This is a genomic window from uncultured Dietzia sp. (genome assembly GCF_937873725.1).
GTDB lineage: Bacteria > Actinomycetota > Actinomycetes > Mycobacteriales > Mycobacteriaceae > Dietzia.
Genome location: NZ_CALMYY010000113.1, coordinates 1 through 17,610, shown reverse-complemented (window position 1 = coordinate 17,610; position 17,610 = coordinate 1). Strand labels below are relative to the sequence as shown.

18 protein-coding genes and 1 pseudogene are annotated in these 17,610 nt (G+C 72.5%); 10 read left to right on the top strand and 9 right to left on the bottom strand.

What is annotated here, in order from left to right:
* The coding region (locus tag Q0444_RS12685) for a DMT family transporter (protein ID WP_291080830.1) at positions 1-871 on the bottom strand (871 nt) is incomplete at its 3' end.
* A 71-nt stretch (positions 872-942) separates the two neighbouring features.
* Between Q0444_RS12685 and Q0444_RS12680 the strand changes: the two genes are divergently transcribed.
* On the top strand, positions 943-2,205 hold the full coding sequence (locus tag Q0444_RS12680; protein WP_299023390.1) for an aspartate kinase: 1,263 nt from the start codon (positions 943-945) through the stop codon (positions 2,203-2,205).
* Positions 2,206-2,479: 274 nt separating this feature from the next.
* Here Q0444_RS12680 and Q0444_RS12675 read toward each other — a convergent pair whose 3' ends face one another.
* A complete protein-coding gene (locus tag Q0444_RS12675; RefSeq protein WP_299023389.1) occupies positions 2,480-3,355 on the bottom strand; it encodes a DUF559 domain-containing protein in 876 nt (291 codons plus the stop codon).
* A gap of 425 nt (positions 3,356-3,780) precedes the next feature.
* On the opposite strand from Q0444_RS12675, the gene Q0444_RS12670 reads away from it, so the two are divergent.
* Together Q0444_RS12670 and Q0444_RS12665 are read left to right on the top strand one after the other, a co-directional pair.
* The gene (locus Q0444_RS12670) at positions 3,781-4,815 is read left to right on the top strand and encodes an aspartate-semialdehyde dehydrogenase (RefSeq protein ID WP_291082067.1); all 1,035 of its coding nucleotides are present in this window, start codon (positions 3,781-3,783) and stop codon (positions 4,813-4,815) included.
* Positions 4,816-4,967: 152 nt separating this feature from the next.
* Positions 4,968-5,639, top strand: a complete 672-nt coding sequence (locus Q0444_RS12665) for an enoyl-CoA hydratase/isomerase family protein (protein WP_291082069.1) — start codon at positions 4,968-4,970, stop codon at positions 5,637-5,639.
* An 11-nt stretch (positions 5,640-5,650) separates the two neighbouring features.
* Here Q0444_RS12665 and Q0444_RS12660 read toward each other — a convergent pair whose 3' ends face one another.
* Both Q0444_RS12660 and Q0444_RS12655 read right to left on the bottom strand, forming a co-directional pair.
* Positions 5,651-6,283, bottom strand: a complete 633-nt coding sequence (locus tag Q0444_RS12660) for a response regulator transcription factor (RefSeq protein WP_291082071.1) — start codon at positions 6,281-6,283, stop codon at positions 5,651-5,653.
* Positions 6,280-7,509 carry a sensor histidine kinase gene (locus Q0444_RS12655; protein WP_299023388.1) on the bottom strand — a complete coding sequence of 410 codons (1,230 nt, stop codon included), beginning with the start codon at positions 7,507-7,509 and terminating at the stop codon, positions 6,280-6,282. The genes Q0444_RS12660 and Q0444_RS12655 overlap by 4 nt, the downstream gene beginning before the upstream one ends.
* Positions 7,510-7,700: 191 nt before the next feature.
* Between Q0444_RS12655 and Q0444_RS12650 the strand changes: the two genes are divergently transcribed.
* Entirely contained in the window at positions 7,701-8,753 is a 1,053-nt protein-coding gene (locus tag Q0444_RS12650; RefSeq protein WP_299023387.1) for an FtsX-like permease family protein, read from the top strand.
* Positions 8,750-9,517, top strand: a complete 768-nt coding sequence (locus Q0444_RS12645; RefSeq protein ID WP_299023386.1) for an ABC transporter ATP-binding protein — start codon at positions 8,750-8,752, stop codon at positions 9,515-9,517. The genes Q0444_RS12650 and Q0444_RS12645 overlap by 4 nt, the downstream gene beginning before the upstream one ends.
* Positions 9,518-9,856: 339 nt before the next feature.
* Here Q0444_RS12645 and Q0444_RS12640 read toward each other — a convergent pair whose 3' ends face one another.
* Entirely contained in the window at positions 9,857-10,051 is a 195-nt protein-coding gene (locus tag Q0444_RS12640) for a hypothetical protein (protein WP_291082079.1), read from the bottom strand.
* 97 nt (positions 10,052-10,148) lie between these two features.
* Positions 10,149-11,084 carry an MBL fold metallo-hydrolase gene (locus tag Q0444_RS12635; protein WP_291082081.1) on the bottom strand — a complete coding sequence of 312 codons (936 nt, stop codon included), beginning with the start codon at positions 11,082-11,084 and terminating at the stop codon, positions 10,149-10,151.
* 177 nt (positions 11,085-11,261) lie between these two features.
* Between Q0444_RS12635 and Q0444_RS12630 the strand changes: the two are divergent.
* From Q0444_RS12630 to Q0444_RS12610, 5 genes and pseudogenes are all read left to right on the top strand, one after another.
* Positions 11,262-11,453: pseudogene (locus tag Q0444_RS12630) on the top strand (BatC protein); the annotation flags it as partial.
* Positions 11,454-11,462: 9 nt separating this feature from the next.
* Positions 11,463-12,671: a cupin domain-containing protein gene (locus Q0444_RS12625; protein WP_299023385.1), complete on the top strand. Its 1,209-nt coding sequence runs from the start codon at positions 11,463-11,465 to the stop codon at positions 12,669-12,671.
* A gap of 92 nt (positions 12,672-12,763) precedes the next feature.
* Positions 12,764-13,579 carry a sucrase ferredoxin gene (locus Q0444_RS12620; protein WP_299023392.1) on the top strand — a complete coding sequence of 272 codons (816 nt, stop codon included), beginning with the start codon at positions 12,764-12,766 and terminating at the stop codon, positions 13,577-13,579.
* A 19-nt stretch (positions 13,580-13,598) separates the two neighbouring features.
* Complete coding sequence (locus tag Q0444_RS12615; protein ID WP_299023384.1) at positions 13,599-13,826, top strand: hypothetical protein; 228 nt, start codon at positions 13,599-13,601, stop codon at positions 13,824-13,826.
* Positions 13,819-14,154, top strand: a complete 336-nt coding sequence (locus Q0444_RS12610; RefSeq protein ID WP_299023383.1) for a type II toxin-antitoxin system PemK/MazF family toxin — start codon at positions 13,819-13,821, stop codon at positions 14,152-14,154. Before Q0444_RS12615 ends, Q0444_RS12610 begins: the two co-directional genes overlap by 8 nt.
* A 61-nt stretch (positions 14,155-14,215) precedes the next feature.
* On the opposite strand, the gene Q0444_RS12605 is transcribed toward Q0444_RS12610, so the two are convergent.
* From Q0444_RS12605 to Q0444_RS12595, 3 genes are all read right to left on the bottom strand, one after another.
* The gene (locus Q0444_RS12605; RefSeq protein ID WP_299023382.1) at positions 14,216-15,901 is read right to left on the bottom strand and encodes a sulfatase-like hydrolase/transferase; all 1,686 of its coding nucleotides are present in this window, start codon (positions 15,899-15,901) and stop codon (positions 14,216-14,218) included.
* A 158-nt stretch (positions 15,902-16,059) separates the two neighbouring features.
* Positions 16,060-16,989 (bottom strand): formylglycine-generating enzyme family protein, encoded by a 930-nt coding sequence (locus Q0444_RS12600; protein WP_299023391.1) that lies wholly within the window; start codon positions 16,987-16,989, stop codon positions 16,060-16,062.
* A gap of 387 nt (positions 16,990-17,376) precedes the next feature.
* A partial coding sequence (locus Q0444_RS12595) for a DUF3427 domain-containing protein (RefSeq protein WP_299023381.1) occupies positions 17,377-17,610 on the bottom strand: 234 nt, incomplete at its 5' end.

Below are 17,610 nucleotides of genomic sequence, written 5' to 3'. Positions count from 1 at the left end.
CCGCCTCGCCCCGTGCCGGTCCGTCCTCGGGGTCGACCTCCTTGTGCGCGAGCCGCACGGTCGCCACCACCATCACCCCGAGGGTCACCGCGAGGATCGCCAGCGCGGGTCCGTCGACGGTGAACCACTCGCCCAGCACCACCACGCCCAGCCCGAGCGCGACGACGGGCGTGGTGACGGTCGACGCCGGCACCGCCTGGTGCACCGCCCCGGCCGAGAACGACATCTGCTGCAGCGTGAGCGCGGCGACCGCCGCCAGGACCAGCCCGTACGCCTCGCCGGTGGTGAGCACCTCGGCCACGCCGCCCGCGTACCAGCGGTCGGCCACTCCCTTGGTGAGCAGCGCGACGTAGGCGAACGCGGTGCCGCCGGCCACGCCCAGGAGCAGGGCGCGGCTGCCGTTGCGTCGTCGTCGTCGCGAGAGGGCCAACAGGACCCCCACGACGAGGACCCCGCCCCCGCACGCGAGCGCCCATTCGTACCAGGGCGGATGGGCCTGACCGCCGGTCGGCCGTCCGTAGACCAGCAGGACCATCACGCATCCCGCCAGGACGTGCCCCCAGAACAGTTCGGTCTTGGTCACACGGCGGCCCGTGACCCACGCGCCGAGCGGCAGGGCGAAGATCAGCGAGAACACGGTGAGCGTCTGCACCAGGATGAGCGTGCCGAACGCCAGGGCGAGTCCCTGGAACGCGAATCCGGCCAGGCTGATGCCCATCCCGGACCACCAGTACTTGCTGCCCAGGACGCCGAAGCGACCCTCGAGCCGACCCCCGGCGCGGCCCTTGGTCCGGTGCCGCATGACGGTGCCGAAGGCCTGGCTGAGGGCGGACGCGAGGGCGAGGATTACCGCCACCCAGGTTTCCGTCATCGATGACGAGTAAACACCTCCCGTAAAGTGTGGCTGCGACAAGCCGATCAACACCGGAAGGGTGTGACCGCGTGGCACTCGTGGTGCAGAAGTACGGCGGCTCCTCTGTGGAGTCCGCAGAACGAATCCGTCGGGTTGCCGAGCGGATCGTCGAGACCAAGAAGGCCGGGAACGACGTCGTGGTGGTGGCCTCGGCGATGGGCGACACGACCGATGAGCTGCTCGAGTTGGCCGACCAGGTCTGCCCCGCGCCCCCGCAGCGCGAGATGGACATGCTGCTGACCTCGGGCGAGAGGATCTCCAACGCGCTCCTGGCGATGGCCATCAGCTCGTTCGGGATGGAGGCGTACTCGTTTACCGGGTCGCAGGCGGGGATCATCACCACCACCCGCCACGGCAACAGCCGGATCATCGACATCACCCCGGGCCGGGTCCGGGAGGCCCTCGATCAGGGCAAGATCGCCCTGGTCGCCGGGTTCCAGGGGGTGTCCCGGGAGACCCGCGACGTCACGACCCTCGGCCGCGGCGGTTCGGACACCACGGCCGTGGCCATGGCGTCCGCGCTCGGCGCCGACGTCTGCGAGATCTACTCGGACGTCGACGGCATCTACACCGCCGACCCCCGGATCGTCCCGGACGCCCGCAAGCTCGACACCATCTCGTACGAGGAGATGCTCGAGATGGCGGCCGTGGGCTCCAAGATCCTCAACCTGCGGAGCGTCGAGTTCGCCCGCCGGTACCACGTGCCCCTGCGCGTTCGCTCTTCGTATTCGACCAACCCCGGCACGCTCGTGGCCGGAAATGTGGAGGACATCCCCGTGGAAGACGCAGTCCTGACCGGAGTCGCGCACGACGCCTCGGAGGCCAAGATCACCGTGGTCGGCATCCCGGACCAGCCCGGGTACGCGGCCAAGATCTTCCGCGCCGTCGCCGACGCCGAGATCAACATCGACATGGTCCTGCAGAACGTGTCCAAGGCCGAGGGCAAGACCGACATCACCTTCACCTGCCCGCGCGAGGTGGGCGCCGAGGCCGTCGAGGTGCTGTCCCGGGCCAAGGACGATCTCGGGATCGACCAGGTCCTGTACGACGACAACGTGGGCAAGGTCTCCCTGGTGGGCGCCGGCATGAAGTCGCACCCGGGCGTCACCGCCACGTTCTGCGAGGCGCTCTCGGAGGCCGGGATCAACATCGAGCTCATCTCCACCTCCGAGATCCGCATCTCGGCGTTGGTCCGCGAGGAGGAGTTGCCCGACAGCGTCCGCGCCCTGCACGCGGCCTTCGAGCTGGGCGGCAACGAGGAGGCCCAGGTCTACGCCGGCACCGGCCGCTGACCGGCCCACCCCGCCCCGCCCTCGCCCACCCGCCGCCCACCCGCCCCGCGCGCCCCGCGCCCACCCGCCCCGCGCCCGCCCGCCCACCCCGCCCCGCCCCGCCCCACCCCGCCCGCCGACCCCGCCCGCCGAGAAGAGGAATTTGCCCGTATCGCTCGAGTGGCTGCGTGCGAATTCCTCTTCTCGGCGAACGAGCGGCGGGGGCGGGGGCGGGGGCGGGGGCGGGGGCGGGGGCGCGAACGAGCGGCGCGATCGAGCGGGTTGGCCGGCAGGATCAGGCGCTGACGCCGTCGTAGCCGCGGCTGCGGAGTGCCGCCCGGACGTGCGCCAGGATCTCGCCGGGGGTGCGGATCAGTGAGGTCGCGGTGACCACCTCGATGTACCAGCCGGCCGCCCGCAGCCGGTTACGACGAATCTCGTCATCTGCCTGCTGCTTCTTCGTACGGTGGCCCCCGCCGTCGTATTCCACCGCGACCCTCAGTTCCGGCCAAGCGATGTCGAGGCGATACCTGAACCCAGGCACCCAGTACTGAAGGACGAAACCTGTCAGATCGTTCTCGAGGAGGAACAATCGCGTCCGGGTCTCCCAGGGCGACTCGGCATCTGTGTCGACTTCCACCAGCCTGTCGAGCACGATCCGGCGACCGCGGACGCCGCGCATCCCCTGGACCAGGGCCGGTAACCGACCGATGGGCAGGACGCCCATGGTCGTGGAGGCGTCGAGCGCGCAGATCGCCTCGACACGTGGCTCGCGCCGAGCGATGTCGAAAAGGACCCACTCGGGGGTCGCGATCCGGATGTCCGGAGAGCGGCCCGAGGTGAGCACCTGGATGTGCTCGTGCGGGATCCGGTACTGCCAACCTGCCACTCCAGGCCGCTCGATCCGTCGTCCCGGCGCCACCACATCGTCCGCGAAGGTGCGCGGCGGGAAATTGTGGCCGTAGAGCGTCGCCGCGAGCCAGCCGGTCAGCGTAGCGCCCGGGTACAGCTCCATGAGTGCTTCCGCACGTGCCCAGGCGTCGATGCGGACGTTGTCGCGGACCCACAATCCGTGGTGGAGGCGGGTGTAGCCGCGATTGGTCAAACGGCTTCCGGTGAGATGTCGCAGGTCGCGGGTACGGATCGGGCCGTTGCGGGAATCGGTGCTCACGAGTCGTGACTATGCCCAGCGACCACCGTCAAACCGCGCCTTGGCAGGTCTATTCGGACTGGCCTGTGGACGCGCGCGGGCATGTGGAAATCGGACCCAGTCACCCGCAGACTCACGCCCCGAACCCGCAGACTCACGTCCCGAACGCGCAGACTCACGCCGAGAAGAGGAATTCGCGCACAGCTACTCGACCGACGCAGGCGAAATCCTCTGGACGGCGCCTGGCGGCCCTGGGGCGGGCGGGCGGTGGGGCGGTGGGGCGGTGGCGGCGGGCGGAGGCGGCGGGCCGAGGCGGTGGCGGCGGGCGGGCGGGCGGTGCCGGCGGGTGCGCTGAGCGGGTGTGACGAGCGTCGCTGACCGGGATGGACGCGGCCGGTAGGATGGACCTTTGCCCCCAGCCGGAATTCCCAGGAGATGACCCACCCATGACCACTGTCGCCGTCGTCGGAGCCACGGGCCAGGTGGGCCGCGTGATGCGCGCCCTGCTCGAGGAGCGGGACTTCCCGGCCGACAAGGTGAGGTTCTTCGCCTCCGCCCGGTCCGCCGGCACCACGCTGCCGTTCCGTGGCGAGGAGATCCTCGTGGAGGACACCGCCGCCACCACGGATGAGGAGCTGCAGGGCATCGACATCGCCCTCTTCTCGGCCGGCGGCACCATGTCCAAGGAGCAGGCGCCCAGGTTCGCGGCGGCGGGCGCTGTCGTCGTCGACAATTCCAGCGCCTGGCGCAAGGACCCCGACGTCCCGCTGGTCGTCTCGGAGGTCAACCCCGAGGCGGCGCAGAACCCGCCGAAGGGCATCATCGCCAACCCCAACTGCACCACCATGGCGGCGATGCCGGTGCTCAAGGTGCTGCACGACGCGGCCGGGCTCACGCGGCTCGTGGTGTCGACGTACCAGGCCGTCTCCGGCTCCGGTCTCGCCGGCGTGGAGACGCTCCAGGAGCAGGTCACCGGCAACATCGGCGCGGGCCACGAGCTGGTGCACGACGGGTCGGCGCTCAGGGTCGACGACAACGGGCCGTACGTCGCGCCGATCGCGTTCAACGTGCTGCCGCTGGCGGGCGCGCTGGTCGGCGACGGCTCGGAGGAGACCGACGAGGAGCAGAAGCTGCGCAACGAGTCGCGCAAGATCCTCGGCCTGCCAGGGCTGCGCGTGGCCGGGACCTGCGTGCGCGTGCCCGTGTTCACCGGCCACACGCTGAGCATCAACGCCGAGTTCGAGCGCGACATCACGCCGGACCGGGCCTGCGAGCTGCTCGCCAAGGCCCCGGGCGTGAAGGTGGTCGACGTGCCGACCCCGCTGGACGCGGCGGGCATCGACGAGTCGCTGGTGGGCCGCATCCGCCAGGACTTCTCCATCGAGGGCGCCCGGGGCCTCAACCTGGTGGTGTCGGGCGACAACCTGCGCAAGGGCGCGGCGCTCAACACCATCCAGATAGCGGAACTGCTGGTGAAGTAGCGCAGCCGCCGGTCCCGTGGTCGGTCGCGTGGGAGTCGTTCGGGAGGGCGACGACGACGAGGCCCCGCAGCCGCCCGCGGGCCGGGGCCGCCACCCGGGCCGGCACCAGCGCCCGCACCCACGAACCCCCCCACCTGAAAGGTGCCCGAACGATGACCCCGACCCTGACCCACCACGAGGGCGTCGCCGTCCTGACCCTCGGCAGCGACGAGAACCGCTTCGCCCCGGACCGGCTCGACGCCGTCAACGCCCTGCTCGATCAGGTGGAGTCGTCCGCGAAGGGACTCGTCACCGTCGGCGCGGGCAAGTTCTACTCCAACGGCCTCGACCTGGACTGGCTCATGGCGAACCCCGATCGGCTCGACTGGTACGTCGGCCGGGTCCAGGAGCTGTTCACGCGCGTTCTCACCTTCTCCCTGCCGACCGTCGCGGCGGTGAACGGGCACGCGTTCGGCGCCGGCGCCATGCTCGCCATGGCCCACGACTACCGGGTGATGCGCGACGACCGCGGCTACTTCTGCTTCCCCGAGGTGGACATCACCATCCCGTTCACCCCCGGCATGGCCGCGCTCATCCAGGCCAAGACCACCCCGCAGACCGCCATCACGGCGATGAGCACCGGCCACCGTTACCCGGGGCCCGAGGCGAGGGAGGCGGGCCTCGTGGACGCCACCGCGCCGGAGTCCGAGATCGTCGCCGCGGCCCTCGCGCGCCTGGGCCCGATCCTCGGCAAGGACCGCGCCACCCTCGGGGCCATCAAGTCCACGATGTTCAGCTCGGTCACCGAGGCGCTGCGCCAGGGCAGCGGCGGCGCCAGCCTCTGACCGCACCGCTGCTACAACACCCCTAGCTCGCGGGCCCGGGCCACGGCGGCGGTCCGCGAGGTCACGCCGAGTTTGCCGAACACGTGCACGAGGTGGGTCTTGACCGTGGCCTCGGACAGGTGCAGCGAGGCGGCGGCCTGCCGGTTGGTCGCCCCGCCGGCCACCGCGCGTAGCACCTCCGCCTCGCGGTCGGTGAGCGCCGGTCGCGGGTCGCGCAGCCGGCTCAGGAGCCGGGCGGCGACGGTGGGGGAGAGCGCGCTCTCGCCGGCGGCGGCGGCGTGGACCGCGGCCAGCAGCTCGTCGGGGCCGGCGTCCTTGAGGAGGTAGCCGCAGGCCCCGGCCTCGATCGCGCCGAGGATGTCCGCGTCCGTGTCGTGGCTGGTCAGCACCAGAACCTGAGGTGGGTCGGTGAGCCCGCGGAGCGCGGCGGTGGCCCGGACCCCGGCGGTGGCGTCCCCGGCAAAGCGCAGGTCCATCAGCACCACGTCCACGTCGCCGATCCTGCTGCGCTCCACGGCGTCGCCGGCCCCCGCCACGTCCGCGATCACCTCGACCGCGGGATCGGGGTCCAGAAGCGCCCGCAGCCCGGTCCGCACCACCGCGTGATCGTCGGCGATGAGCACCCGCACCCTCGTCGTCGTCATCCGTCGTTCCCCGGCAGCGGCAGCACCGCGCGCACCGTGGTGCCCCCGGCGACCTCGGAGTCCACGTCGAGCGTGCCACCCAGGTCGTGGACCCGCCGCGCCATGCCGTCGAGCCCGAACGCCGCGGCGGTGCGCGGGGCGGTGAGGTCGAAGCCGCGGCCGTCGTCGGCGATCGTCAGCACCACCAGGGTTGGAGAATCGGTCGGGGAATCGGCGGGCGAGCCGGTGAGCGTCAGCGTGATCCGGTGCGGCGAGCCGTGCCTGACCGCGTTGGTCAGGGCCTCCTGCGCCACCCTGACCAGCGCCGCCGCGAGCTCCGCCGGCGGTTCGCCTGTGAGCCCGCCGTCGACGGCCACCTCGAGCCCGGGATTCTCGGCGCGGACCCGGTCGGCGACCCGGCCCAGGGCCCCGGCCAGCGTGACCCCGTCGAGCGGCGCCGGTCGCAGCGCGGCGATGAGCCTGCGGGTCTCGGTGAGGTTCTCCGCCGCCACCTCGCGGGCCAGGCGGATCCGGTCCACCGCGGGGTGTGCGGGATCCGTGCGCTCGGCGGCGTGCAGCAGCATCCCGATGCTCGCCAGCCCCTGGGCCACGGTGTCGTGGATCTCGCCGGCCAGCCGCGCCCGCTCGGCCTCGCGGCCCACCTCCCGCTCCCGCGCGGCGAGCTCCGTGCGGGCGGCCACGAGTTCGGCGATCACCGCGCGCCGCGCCTGCGACTCGCGGTGCAGCGCACGCACGCCGGCCCCCAGGCCGAGTGCGACGACCGCCCCGACCGCCGGCCCGATGATCCCGGCGGGGGTGAAACCGTCGTGCACGCCCAGCGACACCACGGCCACGGCGGCGAGCGCCGCCACCGACGCCGCGCCCGCCCACACGCCGAGCAGGAACTGGGCCAGGAAGAACAGCGGGAACGCCAGGTAGGCGGCCTCGGGGACCTGCACCACCAGCGCCGCCCACAGCCCCAGGACGGCGGCCAGCCACCAGAGCCGGGCGGCGGCGGTGGCCTCGCGGCGGCGCGCCCACACGGTCCCGGCCACGTACACGCCCGCGAACCCGACCGCGGCCAGCACGGCCGGTAGATCGGGCTCGCCGGCGGTGTCCCGGTGCGCGCTGACCAGCGTGAGCGTCAGCAGCGCGGCCACCAGAGTGTGCAGCGCCACCTGGAGCTGAGTGAACACCACCCGCACCCCGGCCGACTCGGGCGGGAGCTCCGGGACGGACGCGGGCACAGCCGGTCCAGAGGTCGAGGTGGGCACAGAGGTCACCCGGTCGACGCTAGTCGTCGGCGCCGTACCGCCGCATCCATCGAAAGGTGGAGTGGCGGCTCCCCCGTTCGTCCCGCGGGACCATCCTCGCGGGCGATCCGATCGCGCGTCCCCGCGACGAGTCTCGAGGCATACCGTCACGAGAGGAAAGACCCATGTTCTTCGCACTCCGCGACCTCCGCACGGCCCGGGGGCGCTTCGCGCTCATCACCGGCGTCGTGCTGCTGCTCTCCGTCCTGGTGGCGGGCCTGCTCGGCCTGACCGCCGGGCTGGCGGGCCAGAGCGTCTCCGCGCTCCGGGCCCTCGGGTCGGGCGGATCGGGCTTCGTCCTGCCCGCCGACGACAAGGGCGCCGTCGACCTCGACCGGGCCGCGCTCACCGACGGGCAGGTGGCCGCCGTCCTCGCCCAGGACCCGACGGCCGTGCCGGTGGGCATCGCCCGGATCACCCTGGACGACGGCTCCGAGACCGGCGTCTCCGCCGTCGCCGTGGGGCTGGCCGGACCGGTGGGGTCGGTGGCCCCGCCGGCCGGGGGAGGCGCGCTGGTCTCTACAGGCGTCGACGACGAGGTGGGCGCGGGCGTCGGCCGGATCGGGATCGGCGGCCGCACGCTGGCGGTCTCCGGGCACGCCGGTGATCTCTGGCATTCGCACACCCCGGTCGTGGTGACCGATCTCGACACCTGGAAAGCGCTCGCGCCCCGGGGTGGGGCGGCCACCACTATGGCCGCGTCGGCGGACGCGGTGGCCGGTGCCGCTGCTGATGGTTCGGGGCTCGCTTTGGTCGACTCCGACGGACTCGTGGGCGCACTGCCGTCGCACAAGGCGGAGAACACCTCGCTGAGCACCATGACGTCCATGCTGCTCGCGGTCACGGCCCTGGTGGTGGGCGCGTTCTTCGCGGTGTGGGGGATGCAGCGCCGCCGCGACGTGGCGGTGCTCAAGGCGCTCGGCGCGTCCACCGCGGCGGTGGTCCGCGACTCGGTGGGCCAGGCGGCGGTCGTGTTGGCCGTGGGCATCGGGGGCGGGGTCGGGATCGCCGCGCTGCTCGGGCTGGCCGTGGGCGGCGCCGTGCCGTTCGTCGTCTCGGCCGGGACCACGCTCGTGCCGGCCGCGCTGCTCGCCGTGCTCGGCCTCGCCGGCGCCGCCGTCTCGCTGCGGCCCGTCGTGACGGCCGACCCCAACTCCGCGCTGGGGGCCGCCCGATGACCGGCCCCCGCCCCGGCTGTCGCGCCCCCGCGACCCCCGCGTCCCCCGCGCTCAGGATGGAGAACGTGGTCCTGACCTACCCCGACGGCGAGGGCAGGGTCACCGCCGTCGACGACGTCTCGCTCGCGATCGACCGAGGGCGCAGTCTGGCCGTGACCGGGCCCTCGGGATCGGGCAAATCCAGCCTGCTCGCGGTGGCCGCCACGCTGACCAGGCCGGAATCGGGTCAGGTGTGGCTGGAGACCAGGGACGGTGTGGTGGACCTCGCCGGAGTGAGCCCGAGACGCGGGGCGGCGCTGCGCCGGGACGAGATCGGCATCGTGTTCCAACAGTCCAACCTCCTGGAGTCGCTCACGGCCCGCGAACAGCTCGAGGCGATGGCGTGGCTGGGCTCGCGGCCGTCACGGGCCAGGCGCCGCGAGGTGCGCGAGCGGGCCGACCTGCTGCTCGGCGTGGTCGGTCTGGGCGATGCCGCGGGTCGGTCTGTGGGGGCACGGTCTGTGGGGGCACGGCCTGTCGGTGCGCTGTCCGGCGGGCAGCGGCAGCGAGTGGCGGTGGCGCGGGCGCTGATGAGAGAGCCCTCGTTGCTGCTTGCCGATGAACCCACCAGCGCGCTCGACTCCGAGTCCGGGCAGGTGGTGATGGAGCTCCTGCTGGACACCGCCCGCGAGTTCGGGGTGGCCCTGATGCTCGTCACCCACGACGCCACGGTGGCGGCCCGGTGCGATGCGCAGCTCAAGCTGGTCGACGGCGCGGTGGTCTAGCTCAGCCTCGTGTCAGCGGACCGGATGGTGTCTACGGAGTCTTGAAGACATCGTGGTCGCCACCCCGTCGCCACCGGCAGCGCAGCTCTCCATCCACGGTGATCAGTTCGAAGGTTGCGCGTCCGTCTGGGCTCGCGAACGACCAGGTCATTTCCAGGACTCCGGGCGCCGACCGGACCGATTTGATGCGTAGCGAGGTTGGCCACGGCGTGGACGGCTCCGTGGCGTACGCATCGCACGCTGGCGCGAACTTCTCTCGGACCACGGACTTGAACGCGATGGCGTGCTCGCGCTTGAGACGCCTGTAGTCCGAGTCGAAGGCCGGGGTGGTCTCGAACCTCACTCGGCGTCGAGTCGGTCGAGGTGGTCGAGGAAGTCCTCGGTTGACTCGTGCACCGTCACCCTGCCGGCAGCGACGTGCTCGTCGACCTCAAGCTCACGCTGTTGCCACCGCTCGGCCCAGAACCAGCGCTGGTCGGCCGGCACGGGAAGTGCGGCCCGCAATTCGATGACCCCGTCGTCACGCTCGGTCATCTCCACCTGCGCCCCGGGCTGGTCCAGGTGCAGCCGACGCCGGACGTCCGCGGGCAGGAAAGCAGCTGAGTGATTCCCTGCTCGGTTTCCTCCTCTGTCACTTGTCTGGTCTCGTGGCCCACGGGTCGGTGCGACGCCACAGCGCAGGCAGCTCCAGGTGGACTCCGTCCCGCTCGGCGCACGCCGTGAGGACGCGCATCGCGGCGTCGAGGTCCTCGACCGCGTAGGGGAGTGCCCGCAGGGGCTTGGTCAGTGGCCGGAAGAAGTCGTCCCAGTGGGTGAGGATGACCGACTCCGCGCCCACGGCCGTCACGGTCTGGGCCCAGTAGCGCTCGATGTACTCCCGGGGCTGATGACCGAGCTGCCCCACGGCGAGGTAGACCACGTCGGCGCGGCGCCCGTCGAGCATCCCGGGCCGGAAGCCGGCGCTGCTGTGGACGAGCGCGGACCGCCCGGAGCCGTGGTGGTCGATGAGGATCGACCACGTCTCGCCGCATTTGTACGCGCGCACCGGGGCGGGCTGGGCGACCGCGCGCTCGATCACCCCTTGGATGCGGTCGGGGTGCGAGTGCTCGGACTCGAGGAAGGTCAGGGTGAAGCCGCCGAACGTCAGCGCCTCGCCCGGGGCGACGGTGGCGATGCGATCCGGGGGCAGCCGGGCCCCGCGCCCGAGCTGCGCGGTCGACTCCCCGCCGACGAGCGTGGCGCCGGTGCGCTGGGCGACGGCGGCCGAGTCGAGGGCGTGGTCGTAGTGGGAATGCCCGCAGGCCACGGCGTCGAGGGTGTCCACCCCGGCGGTGCGCAGGGCGTGGTCGATGCGTGCCGGGTCGCTCCGCAGGGGGGTGAGGAGCGTCCGGGCCGGGGAAGGTCGGGTGAAGAACCCGTCGGTCATGACGGCCGACTCGCCGTCGTCGAACAGCAGGGTGGTCACGCCGAGGAAGGACACCGTGAGCGGGGAGGTCGGCGAGGCCGGCGGCGTCGAGGGCCGCGCCCGGTACGCGGCCAGGTCGGGTCGGCCCCATCTGAACTGCATGGTCACGCCTCTCGGGTCGGGTCGCGGCCGGGCTGCCGGCCACCACGGCCGCAGTGTATGACGCTCGGCGGGCCCGCGGCCGGTCTCCGGTCGTGCGGAGGCCGTGCCGGTGCCATAGTGGGACTGCACGCTCCAGTGTGTCCCGGCTCACAGTCGGGATCGACGAGAGGAACGCAGATGGCTATCAGCGACGACGACATCACCACCTCGGACGCGCAGGGTGAGGGTGTGGCCGACGGCGGCTCCAACCCGGGCGGCCACGACGGCGGCGCGGACGGCTCCGCCCACCACATGAAGGGCGAGGGCGAGGGCCTGGCCGACGGCGGTACGGACCCCGACGCGCACGACGGCGGGGCCGACGGCTCGGCCTGACCGCACGTGCTCGAGCGGTGCGTCGCCTGCGGGCGGGAGGAGTTCGCGGCGGACGTGTGGGGCCGGCGGCCGCTGCTGAGCCGAGCGGCGCAGTTGCCGCGCGACTTCTCCGACCTGCTGACGCCCGCGATGGTCGACGAGATCATCGCCGAACGCGGGGTGCGCACGCCCTTCGTCCGGATGGCGCGGGAGGGCACGCTCGTCGATCGTGCGTGCTTCACCCGCGCCGGCGGGTTCGGCGCGCAGATGCCCGATCAGCTCGACCCCGACGGCGTGCTCACGCAGTTCGCCGCCGGGGCGACGATCGTGCTGCAGGGACTGCACCGGTTCTGGCCGCCGATCATCGACTTCGTGCGGGGCGTGACCTCGGCCGTCGGCCACCCGGTGCAGGCCAACGCGTACATCACCCCGCCGGCCAACCGCGGGTTCGATCCGCACTACGACGTCCACGACGTGTTTGTCCTCCAGGTGTCCGGCGCCAAGCGGTGGCGCGTGCACGAGCCCGTCCACCGCCAGCCGCTCGCCGACCAGCCGTGGACCGAGCACCGCGAGGCGATCGCCGCGCGGGCGCAAGACGAGCCGGTGATCGACGAGGTGCTCGAACCGGGGGATTGCCTCTACCTGCCGCGCGGCTGGATCCACTCGGCGCAGGCGCAGGGCGAGACCTCCATCCACCTCACCGTGGGCGTCGCGCCGTTCACCGGGCACGATCTGGCGAAGGCGGTGATCGAGGCGCTGGCCTCGGAGGAGGAGCTGCGCGCGTCGCTGCCGTTCGGGATCGCGCCGGTCGAGGCCGCTCGCGCCGAGCCGCACGCGCGCGCGGTGCTCGACGTGCTCGCCAGGCTCATCGCCGAGAAGCGGGAGCAGCTCGGCAGCCTGGCAGGTGAGGCGCTCGCCCGGCAGTACCTGGACCTCACCCGGCCCGCCGCGGTCCGCCCGCTGGCCACCCTCGACGCCATCGCCGCGCTGGACGTCGACTCCCGGCTGCGGTTGCGGGACGGGCTCCACGCCTCGCTCGGCCCCGGCAGCCCAGAGAAGGTCGTCCTGCGGCTGCCCACCGGGTCGGTCACCTTCCCGGCGCAGTGCGCCCCCGCCCTGCGTGAGGTTCTCCGCGGCACGCCCGTCACCGCGGGCTCGCTCCCCGGCCTCGACGCGGACGACGGACTGGTGGTGCTGCGTCGCCTGCTGCGGGAGGGCGTGGTGGTGGCGCTGTGACCAGGCCGGCGGGGTGGGAGCCGTGCAGCGACGCCGCCCTGCGCCGGGGCGATCCCCTGGAGGGGTCGGGATCGCGGGGGCTGCGGTGGTTGATGGTCGAGCTGGCCGGGGCGTGGGGCTACTCGGCGCTGCTCGACTCGCCCGATCTCCTGCCGCCCGAGCTGGGCCGGGAGATCGCCGGGCGAGCCCAGGAGGCCGACGTCCGGATCGCCGCGATCCGCCGGCCGGGTCGTCGTCGTCATCCCGATGGGCGCCGGTGGCGCTGGGCGCTGGCCGACGCCCGCCCCGGGCACGAGTCGCTGCGGTGGGGCGAGGTCGACGGCCCCGTCGGGTTCGCCGAGATCCCCCTCGACGGTTCGGCGGGCACGCCGTCGGCGGAACCGCTGGTCGCGGTGTGCGCGCACGGCAGGCACGATCAGTGCTGCGCCGTGCGCGGGCGCGCCGCCGCGGCGCGCATCGCCGCGCGGCACCCGGAGGCCACGTGGGAGTGCTCCCACCTGGGCGGGGACCGCTTTGCCGCGACGATGCTCGTCCTGCCGCACGGGCTGCTCTACGGGCGTGTGGACCAGGCCGACGACCCGGCCGACATCGTCACCCGCTACACCGAGGGCCGGGTGGACGAGCGCTACCTGCGCGGGCGCAGCAGCCACTCGGCGGCCGTGCAGAGCGCCCAGCACCACGCCCGCGCGGTGGTGCCCGACGACCGGATCGACGCCTTGGCCCCCGTGCGCGTGGTCGAGCGCGACCAGCACGTGGAGGTGACGCTCGAGGGTCCGCGCGGGCCGGTCGAGGTGTGGCTGCGCGAGGCCTACTCCGAGCCGATCTTCACGATGTGCCGGGCCCACGCCCCCGGCCCCGTCAGGCGGTGGGAGCTGATCGAGGTCCGCAGCAGCGTCCGTGGGGTATGACCATCGGTATACTCACGGTATGTCTGCCACCACGATCAAGGTCAGCCGTGAGTTGCGGGACCTGCTGAAGCAGCAGGCGGCGGAGGAGCACCGCACCCTGGGTGAACACCTGGCATTTCTCGCCGCCCTCGCCGACAAGCAGCGACGATTCGAGCGTCTCCGCGCCGAGGTGGACGCGACGTCGTCCGACGATCTGGCGTCCTACCAGGAGGAGACCGAGTGGTGGGAGTCGGCGCAGGATGTCTGACCCGACCTCCGGCGAGATCGTGTGGGTGGTCCTCGATCCCGTGGTCGGTCGTGAACGCCAGGGCCGCCGACCCGCGGTGGTGGTGTCCTCGAGAGCGCACATCTCCATCGCCGACACGCTCGTGATGGTGGTTCCGGTGACCTCGGTGAATCGCGGATGGTCGAACCATGTCCTACTCCGCGGCGACGTCCTCGACCGCGACTCCTGGGCGATGACCGAGCAGGTGCGCACCATCTCGCGTCAGCGTGTGGTCGGCCGCGCAGGCCAGGTCGATCCGGCGACCCTGACCGACATCCGCCAGTGGATTGCGGACTTCCTCGTGGAGTAGCGGTCGCCCGCACGGTGCCGGCACGCCGGGCGGGCCCCGGCTGCCCCGGGGCCCGAGAGGCCTACGACATCGGCGCCGGCTGGCCCCCCCCCGCCCCCGCCGGCACCGACGAGCCCGTGGGCAGGGGCAACGTCACCACCGGCGTGGTGTGGGTGGCCGCCATCCGCTCCATGAGTTTGCCGTGCATCATCGCCACCAGGTCCGCCCGGAACTGCAGGATGGCGGTGGGGTCGGCGAGGTTGCGCAGTTCGTTCGGGTCCACGTGCAGGTCGTAGAGCTCGGCTTGGGGTAGGGCCTGGCCGTCGGGGTCGAAGTACACCGCGTACTTGTAGCGGTTGTCGCGGACGGCGCGGATGTGGTTGGGCTCCTTGACGGTGTTCTGGCCGTCGGGGGCGGCGCAGTTCTCGTCGTCGAAGGTGAACAGGATGCTGTCCTGGACCGCCGCGCCCGTGGAGCCGGCGACGGACTGTTCGATCACGGGGACCAGGTCGGCGCCCCGGAACGTCCAGGCGGCGGGGTCGGGGACCTCGGCCAGGTGCGACATGGTGGGCATGAGGTCGACCAACGACGCGAGCGCGGGGGTCCGGGCCGGCCCGGGGAACATGACCGGGTTGGACACGATCAGCGGGACGCGGAGGGTCTCCTCGTAGGCGTTGAAGGTCTTCTGGCGCAGGCCGCCGTGCGACATTCCCATCTCGCCGTGGTCGGAGATCCGGAAGATCACCGTGCGGTCGCGCACCGCGGATCGTGCCTCGAGGGTGTCGAGGATCGTGCCGAGGTGCTCATCCACCACCTTGTGCAGGTAGGCGTAGAAGTTGATGTAGTCCAGGGCGCCGCGCTGGGTGGGCAGGGGACCCAGGGCCCCGGCGAGCAGGGCCATGGACTGCACCTGCGCGCTGGGCTTGTGGTTGAGCGCCAGGTGCTCGGTGTACGAGGCGGGCAGCTCGATGCCCTGGTTGAACGCGCCGGGTGCGGCGGAGGCGTAGTTGCTGCACCCGTCCTCCTCGACGTCGTCCCACGTCTTGGGGAACGCCAGGATGTCGTGCGGGTTGGCCAGCGAGATGACGAGCGCGAAGGGCCGGTCCTCGCTCTGCTCGACCGTGGAGAGGAACTCCACGGCCTGGTCGATCACGTTGCCGTCGTTGTTCGCGCAGCCACCGCCGAAGTTGTGCACCTCGGTGTCGCCGCCGAAGTCGGGGCCCTCCCATCCCAGGAAGCCGAACCCGGCGATGTCGTCCGGGGTCGGGGCGCCGCCGTCGGCGCTCTTGCTCATGTGCCATTTGCCCCGGTAGTGGACCTGGTAGCCGGCCGAGGTGAGGATCTTGGCCATGTTCTGCTCGGTCGGCGGCAGGGTCGCCTCGAAGGGCGAGACGGTCCCGCCCTCGGTGAGGGTGCCCACGACGCCGTGTTCGGCCGGGTACTTGCCGGTGAAGAACGTGCTGCGGCTCGGCGAGCACATGGCGGTGGCGCAGAAGGCGTTGTCGAAGCTCAGCCCGTGCTCGAGCAGGCGGCGGCGGTTGGGCAGGTTCTCGTCGGCCCAGCCGGCGGGCCAGTGCATGGGGGTGCGTTCCTGATCGGTGATGAACAGGATGATGTTGGGGCGCCGCACCATCCGGCCGGTCTGCGGGCCCGCGGGCGCCCCGGCGGCCGTCGCCTCTACAGGCGTCTGGGCCGCGCTGGTGGCCGTGGAGGCGAGGACGCCCGCGGCGGTCGCGGCGGCGCCCACCATGAACCCCCGTCGGGGCATTGATCCGAGGCGGGCGGGGCTCTCTATTCGGCCGGGGCCTGTCTGGCTCATCGGGACCGCTCCTGTCGTGGGGGGCGCGCTGGAGCCGGGGCGGCGATCCGTCGCTTCCCCCAAGCTAGATCAGCGTGCGCCGCGACATGAGAAGAATGACCATTCGGTTATGTTCGCCGGATGCATCGGAACCCGAGGTGGGAGGTGGCGGAGTCCACGTCCTCGGCCTGGCGGGCGGCGGGCCGGTACCGCCGGCAGTAGTTGGCCGCGCACAGGTGGGAGCCGCCCTTGATCACCTTGCGGGGCTGGGCCCCGGGTGCCGCGGAGCCGCCGGGGCTGCAGCACGAGGCGGGTGCCCCGCCGGTGGCCGCCCGCGTCCCGGAGGGGGTCGCCGTCGTCGTCGTCGTTCCCACGACTGCGGCGTGGTGCGAGGCCGTCGCGGGCGAGTCGGTCCACTCCCACACGTTGCCGATCGTGTCCACCAGCCCGAACTCGTTGGCGGGGTAGGCGCCCACGGGGCTGGTGCGCTGGTGGCCGTCCGGGTCGAGGTTCTGCCAGGGGAACTCGCCGTGCCAGGTGTTGGCCATGGCGCGGCCGCCGGGCGCGAACTCGTCGCCCCACTGGAATCGGGTCCCGCCCGCCCCGCCGTGGGCGGCGTACTCCCATTCTGCTTCGGTGGGCAGGTCCAGGCCCGCCCAGCGGGCGTAGGCCGTGGCGTCGTGGTGGGAGACGTGGACCACGGGGTGGTCGTCGACGGCCGGGGCGTCGTCCAACTGCGGCCGGCGCCAGGACGCGCCGGGGACGTAGTTCCACCAGCGCCGGTAGTCGTCCAGCGGGACCGGCCCGGGCGGCGGGGTGAACCGCAGGGAGCCGGCAACGAGGAGGGCGGGGTCGGCGCCGGGGTAGTCGGCGGGGTCGGGCGCGGTCTCGGCGGTGGTGACGTACCCGGTCTCGCGGACGAACTGCGCGAACTGGGCGTTGGTCACGGGCGTGCGGTCGATGTGGAAGCCCTCCACCCGGCGCAGGTGGGCGGGCCGCTCCTCGGGGTAGTCGGCGTCGCTGCCCATGACGAACTCCCCGCCGGGGACGTGGACCATGTCTCTCGCGGTGCTCACGGGTGTCCTCCTGGGGCGGGTCGGTGGTCGTGCGCGGTGGCGAGCGCGGTCGCCGGGGTCGGGGGCTCGCCCGGGCCCGGCCTGTGCATGATCGCACCCCGCGCCCGCCGGGCGTCCCCGTTCGGGCGCGCGTCGCCTCCGCCGGGCGCGTGCGGCGGTCGGGGCGTCGGCGGTCCGGTGGTGGGAGGGGAGAGAAGAAACGACGACGACGACAACGCCGGCAGTCCTCTTTCCCGGGCTCCCACCCGGTGTGCGGACTCGGCGGCTGCCCCCACCGGGGCGAGGGAGTTGTCGACGGCGGCTCGAACCCGGATCATTCCGGCCGCGATCGCGGTTCGATTGCTAATTGGGATAGTTCGGACGGTTCTCCTACACGCCGAGAACTGAGGCTTGGGAAAGGACGTCGGTAGGCATGGGGCGTCGAAGCTCCCAGCGGATTTTGATCGGGCGTTCGCCAGAATGAGAAAAGTAGTCCGCGTTGCCGAGCAAGGTGAAGGGTGCGGTCGTCACATCGTCGTTCGGGGAGTTTCGCACCGTGAGCAGGACGTTCGTCCCTTCCTCGCGCTGATTGAGGTAGCGGCGACCAGTCTTGGACGCTTGAGA